This is a genomic window from Brucella tritici, from assembly GCF_008932295.1.
In the GTDB taxonomy this organism is placed as follows: Bacteria; Pseudomonadota; Alphaproteobacteria; order Rhizobiales; family Rhizobiaceae; genus Brucella; species Brucella tritici.
Genome location: NZ_WBWA01000051.1, coordinates 1 through 12,726, shown reverse-complemented (window position 1 = coordinate 12,726; position 12,726 = coordinate 1). Strand labels below are relative to the sequence as shown.

Below are 12,726 nucleotides of genomic sequence, written 5' to 3'. Positions count from 1 at the left end.
GTACCAACCCTGACCCTTATATCCGTGAGGCAAGAGGCTTTGTGGATAGCATCATGTCAGGACTTCCGGGACTCAGTGAGAAACTTCCAAAAAGGTATACTTGGTTGGGTGAGCCGGTGGAACGTCCAGCAGCCTTTACGGGGTCCATGGAAGCGGACATCGTTGAGGCAGAACATAACCGCATCATTTTAGAGACTGGTAAGGGTATTTCAAAACCCTCGACACAGTTTGAAGGACTAGACCTCCGAGACATAACATTGAAGTCTGGACAGAATGCGTATGACAGGTTCCAAGAACTCAGCGGACAGATACCGAAACATCGATCACTGAGACAGGAACTAGAGCGCACCATTAAGTCGAAAGACTATCAGAACATGTCAGACGGTGACTCAGATGTTACCGGAACGCGGCTCAATGCACTTGGAAGAGTAGTGCAGCGATATAGAACGATGGCCAGAAAGGCCCTCCTTCAAGAGAACCCGGAATTGCAGGCGTACATGAAGGCGCGGCAAAGGGAAGCTCTTGGCGCATTCGTCAAGAATCGTAACGGGGATAAGAGCGAGAGCAACGGCGCACGAGCCATCCTAGACGCTCTCTCCCCGCAGTAATCACAAGGAATACAATTGGCATATAGCTATAACGAGGTTGGAGCGATCCGGCCTGGGGAAACTATTGCTGTAAATTTCCCGTATCTCGAAAAGGACCATGTGTCCGTTACGGTAGATGACAAGCAAGTAAGTACCTACCTCTGGGAGTGGGTGAATGACTCCCTCATTAAAGCCAAGGAGAATTTTCCGGTAGGCGTAAAGACCCGCGCTAAGCGATCCACGCCTCCAGCCCTTAACGGCGAACTTCGCGGTGCAGCATCGTTCGACTACCCGATGGTCAACGATAATAACATTCGGTTGCTGTATATTGGCCAAGAGAACCTTGACGCAGAGTACGAGCGCCGCATCCAGCTAGACACCTACGGTAATCGCCTAAGCACCGTGGAGGCGTCTTGGAAAGACTTCGTGGAGCAAGGTGGCGTCCCCGGCCCTCCGGGCGACAAAGGCCCCACAGGTAACCAAGGCCCAGAGGGTCCAGCCGGTCCAACTGGTCCGCGTGGTCCTCAGGGTCCGCAGGGCGTTCAAGGTCCAGATGGTATCCAAGGTCCGGAAGGTCCACAGGGTCCAACTGGTGAGAAAGGTCCAGTAGGCCCTCAGGGACCAATAGGCATCGTCGGGCCTCAGGGTCCGCAGGGTATCCCCGGTGTCTCAGGCCCACAGGGGCCGCAGGGCTTGATGGGTCCGCAAGGTCCACAGGGTGATATGGGGCCGGTCGGTCCTGCCTTCCAGCCTGACGCACAGGGCCTCACCGTGGACCGTGATGCCTATAACGCCGAGCGGCAAGGCTTCTCCTTCTTGGATACCCAGAGAGGTATCGTTTACTGGAAACTCTCCAACGAGATTGGCACTTGGTCGGATGGCGTTCCTTTCGGTCGTGGTCCTCAGGGTATCCAAGGTCCTCAAGGCCCGCAGGGTATCCAAGGTCCGCAAGGTGAGATGGGTCCTGAGGGGCCGGAAGGTCCTCAAGGTCCACAGGGTGTAACCGGCGAAACTGGCCCCCAAGGTCCACAGGGCGAACCCGGATTGCAGGGTGTCCGTGGTCCGCAGGGCGTTACGGGTCCTTCTGGCCCAGAGGGCGCGGTGGGTCCAGCAGGATCATACGTCTACTTTGTGAACGCTGTCCCGACTGCCGAGATGGGAAAGATTGGTGACTGGGCGTTCAGGGATGACCAAGACCGAACGGCATACGAAAAGACGGACGGTGAGACTTGGACGGTTCGTTTCACCCTCAGGGGTATCCAAGGTCCTCAGGGCGTGGCAGGGCCGGAAGGTCCTCGCGGGCCAACTGGTATCCAAGGCCCTCAGGGTGCAGTAGGTCCTCAGGGGCCGCAGGGACCATCGAACCCTAACGCTGCAACTCTGGGTGGGTGGGACCTGAATGGTATCCTCAATCAGATTGAAACGCGGGCGAACGACTACGGTACCGATAGAGGCTTCTGGCGGACCCGTGACTATATGCTGTCCGAAGTTGTACCGATTGGCGGCTACGCTTTCCTACGTCGAGATGCGGGCGCGGCTGGTATCCACTCGGTAATTGGGGGCGATCAAGCCCGATGGTCGAATGCTCGTGGCAACGATGACAACTTCCCCGCAGTCGGTTGGGGAACGTGGCGGGCCTGTGGCCTTACCAAAGCAACGTCCGATGGTGACGCCGGAACAACTGTATTTCAAAGGATTGGATAATGACGCTTGTAGAGGTCCTATACCTTAAGTGGCTGGACGCACACCATACTCGCCTTGGTGGTGAGATCGTTACGGAAGAATACGGTCCTGTGCCTATCTGCATTGCAGAGAACTATGATGTGGAATACGGCAAGGTACTCTGGAAGGACGCCTTGGCGGGCAAGTATGGCGCGATTGCCGAATACGTTTCACCCCCGCCACCTACCCCCGAACAACTCCGCGCTGAGATGCCTTCTAAGACTTCAGTGGAGTTCCGTGCAGCGTTGCGCAGGGTACGGACGGAAAGTGTCCCAGAAGGTATCTACGCAGAGGACCTTATAGCGAAGATCGAACTAATCTCTGACCGTGACTTGCGGGAGGAAGCATTGGATTACTTTGAACGCGGTTCTTACTTCGAACGTACTAACCCTTGGGTAGACATTCTGGGAGCCATGTTCGACCTCACCCCAGAGGACATTGATTATTGGTGGATGCAGTGAGACGCGACTACGAGAACGACGAAGAGGACTTGGGCGCTCTTTATGGGCAGTCCGGTAATGTCCGAGATGACGAAGCCCCTCCACGAGCCGGTCACAATAGGGGTGTTGACGAAGACGATGCCCTAGAAGAACTCAGCCTAGAAGACATCATGAAGGAGGGGCGAAAGCTCCTCTTCATCGACCTATACCGAGCAGTCAAAGGTGGATACGCAACGCCTGCCGAAAAGAACACATTCAGGCAGATGCTTAAGGACAACGGTATGGTACTAGGTGACCCGGAAGAAGGAGCGAGAGGTGGCGAGAACAGGCCCAAGGCAGAACTCCCTGCTTTCAGCAAGCCAGAGTACGAATAGAGGCGGACACTTAGGTAGTCTTTGCGCTGATTACCTAAGGACCCTCCACAGACAGCACAGAACCACGATAAGACGATTGGATAGCATCCAGAAGGAACTTAACGCCTTACCTCCAGAAGAATTGGAGGTGAAGGAAACCCGCGTTGGATTAGTGGCGTGGTTCTTCCGAATGGTAGGACGCTAATGGCAGAGAACGAAGAGTTTCTTCGAGAACTGCATACGGGCCTTGCATTGGTGAGGCAGCAGCAGAAAGAAATTAACCGTAGGCTTGGACTCATTGAGACAGCCTTAAGAGACAAAGAAGAGAAGGCCGAGGAGAGCCGTAGTGATTGGTGGACGTGGTTCCTCAAGATCATCGGACAGGCCGCATTAGTAACCGCCCTTATTTGGGCAGGCCGACAGGCAGGAATTGAGGTAGCGATTTGACGGACTATTTAGGACAGGAACTCAAGGTTGGGGATAGAGTAGTTCATGGAGTGGGCGGACGATACGGGGGACTTAAGGGTCCTTACTACGTCCATAGCTTCTCCCCGAAGATGGTACGACTTAGCCGGAAGAACTCACCGGACTATCACACGATCGTACCGCAACGTAACTTGGTGAAGGTGGCACACTGATGGACAGTGAAATAGCAAAGTTGATTGTCTGTGAAGACCACGAGGACTCAGAGTTCTTCGAGGCTGTAACGGAAGATGAAATCACCGGGGATAGCCGATGGTCCAAGTTCTATCGCCAAGTGTGGAAAGATACCCGCGATGGAACCTTCTGGGAAATCACATGGTCACGTGGAGCGACTGAGTATCAGGACCAAGGTATGGAGGATGTGGAAGTCCGCGAAGTGAAGCCCGTAGAGAAGACGGTTATCGTCTACGTATAATGGGTGAGCCTAAGCTTAAGCTGGTTGACCCCGGCAAACAGCCCAAGAGGCCCCGCAAACACACACCCTCCCCCAAGGTAATCCCCTTCAACCAGATCAAGTATGGCGACCCTGTGCTTGACGACTTCCGGGTATTCTTGACGCTCCTGTGGCGGCACTTGAAGCTCCCGGACCCGACTCCCCTCCAGTTGGACGTTGCGTACTATATGCAGCACCACGAATGGAGCGGTGAGATTGACCACCTTATCATCATGGCCTTCCGAGGCATGGCGAAAAGCTGGATCACCGGGGCATACGTCCTTTGGACCCTCCTCCGAGACCCACAGCGCAAGGTTCTAGTTGCATCCGGTTCGGTACGCCGTGCAGCCGCATTCGTGAACTGGTGTCTGAATCTCATTGCCGAGATGCCCATCTTGCAGCATCTCCGACCGAAGCCCAACCAGAGGCAATCCGGCCAAGCGTTCGACGTTGGACCAGCACGTCCAGACCAGACGCCTAGTGTCTTTGCGGTGGGCATTACGGCCCAGATCGTCGGCTTTCGCGGTGACCTTATCATCGGGGATGACGTGGAGACGAATACTAACTCCATGACTCCCGAAGGCCGCGAGAAGGTTGCGGATTCTGTCCGAGAGTTTGACGCGATCATCAAGCCGGGAGGCCAGATCATCTTTCTAGGTACTCCTCAGACGGAATCCTCCATCTACAATATCCTTGAGAAGGAACGTGGTTTCGTCATCAAGATTTGGCCAGCACGTTTCCCTAATGGTAAGCAGCGGAGAGCCTACGGGCACCGTCTCGCACGGTATATCATCTGGAAGCTGGAGAATGATCCTACCCTAGCCGGTTCGTCTACCGAGCCGACACGCTTTAGCGATGAGGACCTTGCGCAGCGTGAACTATCGTGGGGTAAGGCTGGCTTTGCCCTCCAGTATATGTTGGATACCTCTCTTGCCGACATCGACAAGTACCCCCTGAGGCTTTCCAACCTGATTGTGATGTCGCTCGACCGTAGAACGGCCCCTGACTTGGTTGCGTGGGGCACTGGTGACCATCTCGCCCTTAAGGACGTGCAGACCATCGCCCTTGATGGAGACCGCGTGTACGGACCTGCCAGTGTCTCTGAGACCTATTCGAAGTATCAGTCCATTAAGGCCACTATCGATCCATCCGGCGAAGGTAAGGACGAGACGACGCTAACCATTGGTGCGCTCCTACATTCCACGGTGTTTGTCTTGAAGCAGGCCGGTTGGTTGGATGGTCATAGTGAAACCACCTTGAAGGAAATCGCTAACCTCTTGGTGGAATACAATGTCCAGTCCGTGAGGGTGGAAGATAACTTTGGTCAAGGAATGTTCGCGCAGCTTCTCAAGCCGTACCTGAAAGAGGCATGGGAGGCTAAGGACAAGCAGCAGCCGCGCCCCTTTGGTGAGAACCGGAAGTCTACCGAAATCATCACCGAGAGGGCGCAGAGGCAGCAGAAAGAGCTACGCATCATCTCAGCCTTGGAAGGCGCTTTGAATAATCATCGCATCGTAATGTCCAAGGAACTCCTCCTAGATGACTACCGCGTGGCCAACTCCAGAGCGGCACAAGGCGGCGGCGATCTTAGCGACCGCTATAGCCTCATGTACCAGCTTACGCGCATCACGAGAGAGCCTAAATGCCTTTCCCATGATGATCGTATCGAAGGGTTTGCCGAACTGGTGAAGCTCTACGCCGAGCAGCTTGGTTTGATGGCCAAGGAAGGCGCAGAGAAGGCCGAGGAGAAGCGCATTGAGGAGGAGCTAGAAAAGCTCTTCAAGGAGACTGACCGCATCTCCAGGGCGTCCTTTGCCCGAAAGAAGCTACGTGGTGGACTTCGTGGAGGCGGCGCGAGGCGTTAAGCAAATGTGGCGACAATAAGAATAATACCCACGTACTTGTATGCTCTCTAGGGGGACCCCTAAGTTGGCATATAGTAGACCACTCAGTAGAGGGGGAGACTTCCTCTCATCTTCCCCTCTAACTTTAAGTTACTTTACTTAGTGCTTAAAGTGACTGACTTCCTGTTACTTCCTTAAGTCTACTGAATGTCTACCCTTCCCGTTCCTCACAGTATGGGAGGGGGAGATGATAATCCCTCCTACTCAAGGAATAGCCTCATGCAAGACCTCATGTTCTACCTGTCTGCTTCCGCCTACTACCTCAAGCTTCTGCCCCTCTATGTCTACGACAAGTTTCTTACAGGCTTCACATAACGCCGACTTGCCGGATTGCTAAAAAGGGTCGCCCACTCGACACTCTGAGTTTACGTGACAGCGCATAGACTTCCCCCCTTGGGGGTGGAGAGGCGGCGGCTGGACGATCCTATAGGGTATGTGGCGGCTCTTTAAGGGGCATGGCGGGCCACCATGGCGGCTAACCTATTGTTTTCTTTACGTTTGGTACCAGATTAAGAATCTAGTGCATCCGCCACAGGTAGACATTCGGGCCTCCTCTAACGTGCTGGAAGCGATAACATGCGAGGGGTCATGCGTTATATCGAATCAGTGACACTTTCCAATCACTTTGCGCACTAACACTATGCCACGCTATGACCATTCATGGGGTCTCTATATAGACGGTAGCTTTATGGTCTCATGCGGGGGGCCTTGCGCCAAACGTTAAGGCTCTCTTAATGACTGTGATTTGCGTCTGACTTGCGGTCTAAATTCGCTTCCAGTTGCCGCCTTATTGCCTATCCGCCGAGGGGATACGCCAAGGGGATGAAAAAAGATTGATGGTAATTCAATGAGTTAGACAAAAAGTTCTCAAAATCAGTGTTTTTTTCATTCTACGCACTTGCACATAATCGAAATATCCGTATAGTGACAATCATCGAGACGGACACAAACAGTCTCGACACGGTAAAGCGATGGTCGCCAAGCATAAAGAGCCATCAGCCGCTCATCCCGAGGAGGGGTGGCGCTGTTCCAACCAAAGGCCAGCCGGGAATCCGGTGAACTGCAAGGTGCGTGGAGATACAAAGATGTGGAACGGGAAGGGTCTAGGGGTAATGCTCCCCTACTGATGATGGCCAAGCATGGCCGAAACCCTTAGCGTAACACTACGCATATACACAACAAGGTGACACAATGTTCAACGTTAGCACGGTAAAGGTTGGCGGCTTAAGGTTCATTAAGATAGGCCGCTTCTGTTTCTCATTCTGTGTCACCAGTGATTACAAGGCATTCCAGAAGGGGGCATGACAATGGCACAAGTATTTGATAGCATGGCGTATGCGGCAGCGTTAGAACGGCAGGGCTTCAAGTCCGCCACTGCGCGGGCCTTAGCGGAAACCACAAGGGACCATGTTGTGAACCGTGTAGCCACTAAAGACGACATTGAAAATGCTGTTGAACGGGCGAAGCTTCAAACGATTATCGTTCTGGGCGGCATCGTCGCAACGGCAACGGGCATCCTCCTAGCTGGCATCCCCATGCTTATATCGCTGATTAAGTAGTCAATCACTCTCAGCACAGAATGCACCGGCCCTTGTGGAAACACAGGGGCTTTTCTGTTTGCGCTCTATCGATAGGCAGCATCATGAAAATCTATGAAGGTAAGGGCGGACGTTACGTCATCTTTGAAAAACAAGGCACAATGTATGAGGTAAGGCTACGGTCAGGTGCCGGTGAAACAATGGATAAGGTTAGATGTGATGAATACAGACTTGCTGTCGAATATCGCAAAGCCTTCCTTAAAATTGCCAGACAGGTGTAATCATGGCCGCTCCTTGGAACTTCATTGCAAGCTTTCTCAATGCTGCCCTCTGGTCATCACTGGGCGACGATGCACCGTTAGATGCAACGCATGACATATGCGACTTTGCGCCTGAAACGCGGGAACGTCTGGAGAATGATTGCCATACCTTCTATGACGCAAATCATCCCCATGTTCACTGCCTTGGCGCTCCATTGGCGTCTGACTTCGGCGGTCCTATTGCCGGTCGCGAGGCTGCAATGGCGGGCCATGACTTCTGGTTGACGCGGTGTGGTCATGGCGCGGGCTTCTGGGATGGCGACTGGCCGGAACCCCACGCCTCCATTTTAGACAAAGCCTCTAAGGCATTCGGTAACATCGACCTCTATGTGGGTGATGATGGTCTTATCTATGCGTGAACGCTACGCATCTACACAAGGACAGTACCATGCGCAGCGCCTGGCGTGACTATGAGATGCATGAGGGCGAGTTTCATACAATCTCCTCCCTCATCAAGAACGGAACTCACCGGCTAGAGATATGGGGCAACTCCTCCGAAGGATGGTGGCCATACCTAGTGAGGGGAGACGTGGGGGCCTGCATTGGACCTTACTTCGGCAGGGATACCGGGGACACAATGAGAGACCTAAAGGAAGCCGCCGCAAGGGCTTATGGAATAGACATCAAGGACATCAAAAAGGGAAGGAACTGGGCATGATGACGATAACCGAAGGCTTATTATTTAACTGCTGCACCGAAGGCAAAGAACCGGACTGGGAACAGTATGACGCCTTAGAGCTAGGCGGATGCATAGAGGAACAGATTGACGGCGAGGGTTACACCATCGGCGGCATTGAACGCAAAGACGCGACATTCTTTACCGTCTATGGGCGGCTTAAGGAAGGCGGCGCGGAAGCGATCACAGACATTCAAAAATACCTTGGCGCTTGCATCGTGCTTGCAGCCTTGTCGGAACTTAGTGGACTGCCTGCCGCGAACCACTGTTAATCAACTCTACGCATACGCACACAATAGCGATAAGGAAGAGACACCATGTCTAAGTATGAAAGCCGCGACCAGCACAACCACCTACGCTTTGACATCGAAACCTTTGGACGCGATCTAGCCGCCGAAATGGGCATCGAAGTGGAGGTAGACGGAGCCGGTACCCTATATCCTAACGTTGTCTTGATATTGGGCCAAGGTCTCATAGCGTCCCTTTGTTTCAGCCATAAGGCGGACAAGAAAGTGCATATTCGTGGGTATCACAGGGACAATAACAAGCTCGCCCACCATAGCGACCGCGTGTCTTTTCCTAACATTACAGTTAACCCAGAGCGCGACCTTGCGGCCATAGGTAGGGATATTCAGCGCCGTCTTATTCAGGTTTCAAAAGAGGGCATTGAGAGCATCAAAGCGAGGCTCGCTAGTCAGAACGAACGTGCCGGAATGCTGGCCGATGTCATCAAGGAATATAAGGAACGTTTCCCGGATGCCTCAATAAACAGCATCAGCGGGTCAACCCATGAAGCAGACATCTATTACAACCGCAACGGTACATATCTCAGCGGTTCAATCGACTACAAAGGGAAGCTTTATATTCAGCGGCTTAGCGTCGGTGACGCAAAGACATCGGCGGCACTAATGGCCGCACTTACCGGACTATCACAGCACAATTGAGGGGGCAGACATGAGAGAGATTCTAAGGACAGGACTAGAAGCCGGGGCACTACTGGGCTTCATAGTGGCATACGTCGAATGGTCATCGTTCTTATTATTATGAGACTACGCTACGCATACGCACACGGTTATTATTAGGAGACACCATGAAACAGGAACAGAACTTACGCCACTTCACCATCGGGTTAATGAGTCATGATGAAGATACCGGGAAGACAATTATTAGGACCACAATTCAGGTCCTTGCGAAGTCTGCAAAGCAGGCACTAGGCAGAATGAAAAGGGAGACTGAGGGGGCTAATCTGTGCGTACTGCACTAGGATTATTACATAGCAATGGGGTTAAAGGGTCTTTCCTTGAGACCCCGCGCTGTGGGGTAGCATACGTAACCGCCAAGGACGATAACGGGTTGATTATCGGGAAGATAAGTCAGGCGGCACGGAATAGAACCAAGTGGAGCCAGTATGCGCGGCCATTCAAGGTAACTACGACATCCAAAAAGGAACCCAAGGTTTCAGCAACCGGATTCGTACCGAAACCGCATACCGCCGTTTGGGCGATACAAATCAACCATCACCACGCAACGAAACGCGCTTGAAGCGATTGACAGGATTGAACTACAATGACTAAGGATAATGCATTTGGAAATGCTACTAATCCCGCCCTAAAGGGGAGCCTTAAGCCCCTTGAAGCGGAGAACAAGGAGGGTCAAGACATGGCCAAGGCAGCAGCAGCAGGAACATGGGGCAGCTTTAAGGTAGAGACCGGCATCGTCCCGAAGAAGGGCGGCGGCGGCGTCCAGAAATATGACTGGGCAACTTTTCCGAAGCCATCAAACCCAGATGACAGCGCCACTTGGCCATCCGTATTCATCCCAGATGTTGGCGGCAAGACCATCTATGCGTCCATCAGCAAGTTCCGCGCCAAGCTTCAAGAGCAGGGCGTAAAGGACATCCCAGAATTTACCGTTTCGGTCTCCAAAGACCCTAAGGGCGTTCGCGTTATTCGCAAGTCCTAAGGTTCGACAGTGAGGGCGGCTAAGGTCGCCTTTTCTTTTTGCATAACACTACGCATTGACACACAATGGGTAATGCCGTAGTGTCATTATCAAGCGGAGACTGAGAGGAACATGCGGTCTCCATCCCAGAGTAGACAGGAGAAAATAATGAAGAATGCAGTCTTGATCCATAAGGACGGCGAAGAAGGTGGTTTCCATATCGACGGCCAGACCGGCAAGGTTATGACATCTGCCGACGAGCGCCCATTGTGGGCAGAAAACTACGCGGTGGCATTGTTAGGCGAGCGCACCGGATGGTTTGAGCAACGCCTTGGCCAGCATCTCCCGGATGGCATCCGCAAGCCTCAGATCATGGACGTTCGTGAACTTGGGTGGATTGCCTTCGATGAGGAAGGCGACGAGGTTGAGGTAGAGGCGGACACTGATTACCGCATGGATGTCCTCGCGAAGCTCCTTGACGTGGACCGGATGGACTTTGACCAAGAGCGCAACTTTAAACGCTCGGTTGCACAGGCCGAGGTGGACCATACGTACCGGACGCAACCCACGGATGAGGCCACATTGGCCGAGGTTGAGGGGCTTTCGTTCCAAGAGCTTGAAAATAAAACAGGGACCTACAACTAATTATCTGTTGTTAGCCTGTAACATTTTCGTAATAAAACGTGAGAGGGGCCAACCGGCCCCTTTCATTTCAGTGACCCATCCGGTAAATCCTTTTTGTACGCATATGCACATAAATTGGGTAATAATAGGGCAAAAATGAGAGAGTTATATCAACACCCAACGGCAGATGAAGCAATAGGATTTGCACTGGACGTTTTACAACCATATGAAATTGCAGAGTTTCTAGAAGAGTGGAGACAAGGCATAGACCTTAGGCCGTGGTGTGACGCGGCAAAGGCAGATGGCTCTTGGCAAAACTTCGATCTTCCATTAAGTGTGGAAGTGCGAAGCAATGGGGACACTGGACAGGAAAATGAATACAGAAGAGAAGAAGTCGATAAACGCCTATCTACAGGCTAATCGAAGAGTACAAGCCGAACAGACCAACCCGACACAGTTTATTCCGGTTTCGATACTCAATTCTTTCTTGGGGGTTATACTCTGGGGAAAGGATGCAGGGGGGAGAGACGTACCCCTTGAGGAGATTGCCGACAAACTGGCCATCACACCCACCACCCTGTCTACCCACCTAAGGTATCTCGGTGATACATACCGGGAAGGCAAGGAAGGATTGGGACTAATTCAAGTAGAAATTTACCCATTGAACCGTCGTATGCGTACAGCAAAGCTTACCCGGAAGGGGAAGGCTCTGGCGGATCAGCTTGTCTATATCCTCCAAGGAGGTACTAACCATGGGGATTCGAGAGGAACGCAATAGGTTCCTAGTCACGGTAGAACGGGCATCTGCCTTGCCGGGCTTTCGCCGTATCAGACGGTATGTAAAGACGTTCGGTGAAGCGAAGGCGTTGGACAATGAAATCCACGCGGCGCTTGATGCCTTTGGTAAGTGGCCCGTAGAAGAGGGCGACAAGCCCCTACTCCATCCATCCAGACATGGACAATACGCCTCAGACAGACAGCGTAAGGTGGGCGTTCCCGGAACTCTTCGGGAAGCCACCCAGATAGCACTTGATACGCACTGGGCGGGGAAACGCTACCACGACACCGTAAAGTACACCATCAACGTAGTGGTGGACTTCATGGAGGCGCGGGGTGCATCCAATATCGATGACATTACCTCTGAGGACATAGACGAACTGGTAAGGTCGCACCGGGAAAAGGGGAACGCTCCCGGTACGATCAATAAGTCACTGGGCGCATTGGCCATTGTGAACAAGGTTGCGCTTAAGCGTAAGCCTCCCCTTGCGACCGTTGAGCTACCCATCCAGAAGGTTGCCAAGAGACGCATTGAAAAATGGTGGCTCCGGCCAGATGACCACATTAAGGTTGTCCAGGCGTTGCGCAATCCGATTGACGGGGAACTCTTCACCGATCCTCTCTTTGCAGACCTCATAGACGTTATCGTCTTCAACGGTCTCCGAGTGGAGGAGGCATTGCGGCTAGAAGAGCGCATGATATTTGGACTAGACGGTAAGGAGCCGTGGCTGCAACCTCCGGGGACGAAAACCTCAGACGCACAGAACTCCATACCGATCTTCCCCCAGACTGTGGCCCCCTTGAGGTCTGCCATAGAGAGGGCGCGGGTTAACCGCTGGAGCCGGTTGTTCCCATTGCGGACCCGTCAAGTTGCAGACCGATGGAATGACATTCGGTTCTACCTTGGCGTAGACGAGATACCGACTTC

General features: G+C 53.0%; 16 protein-coding genes and 1 pseudogene. All 17 read left to right on the top strand.

The features are described 5' to 3' along the window. Positions 1 to 608: pseudogene (locus tag F9K91_RS24925) on the top strand (hypothetical protein); the annotation flags it as partial. A 150-nt stretch (positions 609 to 758) separates the two neighbouring features. After that, positions 759 to 2,291 carry a collagen-like domain-containing protein gene (locus tag F9K91_RS26630; RefSeq protein WP_151679014.1) on the top strand — a complete coding sequence of 511 codons (1,533 nt, stop codon included), beginning with the start codon at positions 759 to 761 and terminating at the stop codon, positions 2,289 to 2,291. Next, positions 2,291 to 2,770 (top strand): hypothetical protein, encoded by a 480-nt coding sequence (locus F9K91_RS24915; protein WP_151679013.1) that lies wholly within the window; start codon positions 2,291 to 2,293, stop codon positions 2,768 to 2,770. The genes F9K91_RS26630 and F9K91_RS24915 overlap by 1 nt, the downstream gene beginning before the upstream one ends. Then, on the top strand, positions 2,767 to 3,123 hold the full coding sequence (locus F9K91_RS24910) for a hypothetical protein (protein ID WP_151679012.1): 357 nt from the start codon (positions 2,767 to 2,769) through the stop codon (positions 3,121 to 3,123). Before F9K91_RS24915 ends, F9K91_RS24910 begins: the two co-directional genes overlap by 4 nt. A 183-nt stretch (positions 3,124 to 3,306) precedes the next feature. Then, entirely contained in the window at positions 3,307 to 3,549 is a 243-nt protein-coding gene (locus F9K91_RS24905) for a hypothetical protein (RefSeq protein WP_151679011.1), read from the top strand. A gap of 190 nt (positions 3,550 to 3,739) precedes the next feature. Continuing rightward, positions 3,740 to 4,000 (top strand): hypothetical protein, encoded by a 261-nt coding sequence (locus F9K91_RS24900; RefSeq protein WP_151679010.1) that lies wholly within the window; start codon positions 3,740 to 3,742, stop codon positions 3,998 to 4,000. Next, a complete protein-coding gene (gene terL / locus F9K91_RS24895; protein WP_151679009.1) occupies positions 4,000 to 5,883 on the top strand; it encodes a phage terminase large subunit in 1,884 nt (627 codons plus the stop codon). The genes F9K91_RS24900 and terL overlap by 1 nt, the downstream gene beginning before the upstream one ends. Before the next feature lie 1,346 nt (positions 5,884 to 7,229). Then, positions 7,230 to 7,481, top strand: a complete 252-nt coding sequence (locus tag F9K91_RS24890; protein WP_151679008.1) for a hypothetical protein — start codon at positions 7,230 to 7,232, stop codon at positions 7,479 to 7,481. Positions 7,482 to 7,564: 83 nt separating this feature from the next. Beyond that, complete coding sequence (locus F9K91_RS26110) at positions 7,565 to 7,741, top strand: hypothetical protein (protein WP_167522284.1); 177 nt, start codon at positions 7,565 to 7,567, stop codon at positions 7,739 to 7,741. 2 nt (positions 7,742 to 7,743) lie between these two features. Further along, entirely contained in the window at positions 7,744 to 8,139 is a 396-nt protein-coding gene (locus F9K91_RS24885) for a hypothetical protein (RefSeq protein WP_151679007.1), read from the top strand. Between the two features lie 29 nt (positions 8,140 to 8,168). Beyond that, on the top strand, positions 8,169 to 8,438 hold the full coding sequence (locus tag F9K91_RS24880) for a hypothetical protein (RefSeq protein ID WP_151679006.1): 270 nt from the start codon (positions 8,169 to 8,171) through the stop codon (positions 8,436 to 8,438). Further along, positions 8,435 to 8,728: a hypothetical protein gene (locus tag F9K91_RS24875; RefSeq protein WP_151679005.1), complete on the top strand. Its 294-nt coding sequence runs from the start codon at positions 8,435 to 8,437 to the stop codon at positions 8,726 to 8,728. Before F9K91_RS24880 ends, F9K91_RS24875 begins: the two co-directional genes overlap by 4 nt. Before the next feature lie 45 nt (positions 8,729 to 8,773). Beyond that, positions 8,774 to 9,400 carry a hypothetical protein gene (locus tag F9K91_RS24870; RefSeq protein ID WP_151679004.1) on the top strand — a complete coding sequence of 209 codons (627 nt, stop codon included), beginning with the start codon at positions 8,774 to 8,776 and terminating at the stop codon, positions 9,398 to 9,400. A gap of 715 nt (positions 9,401 to 10,115) precedes the next feature. Next, the gene (locus F9K91_RS24865; RefSeq protein ID WP_151679003.1) at positions 10,116 to 10,418 is read left to right on the top strand and encodes a hypothetical protein; all 303 of its coding nucleotides are present in this window, start codon (positions 10,116 to 10,118) and stop codon (positions 10,416 to 10,418) included. Positions 10,419 to 10,565: 147 nt separating this feature from the next. Further along, positions 10,566 to 11,042 carry a hypothetical protein gene (locus tag F9K91_RS24860; protein ID WP_151679002.1) on the top strand — a complete coding sequence of 159 codons (477 nt, stop codon included), beginning with the start codon at positions 10,566 to 10,568 and terminating at the stop codon, positions 11,040 to 11,042. Positions 11,043 to 11,394: 352 nt separating this feature from the next. Further along, positions 11,395 to 11,799, top strand: coding sequence for a helix-turn-helix domain-containing protein (locus tag F9K91_RS26105; RefSeq protein ID WP_167522283.1), 405 nt, complete (start codon positions 11,395 to 11,397; stop codon positions 11,797 to 11,799). After that, the coding region (locus F9K91_RS24850) for a hypothetical protein (protein WP_151679000.1) at positions 11,774 to 12,726 on the top strand (953 nt) is incomplete at its 3' end. The genes F9K91_RS26105 and F9K91_RS24850, both read left to right, overlap by 26 nt.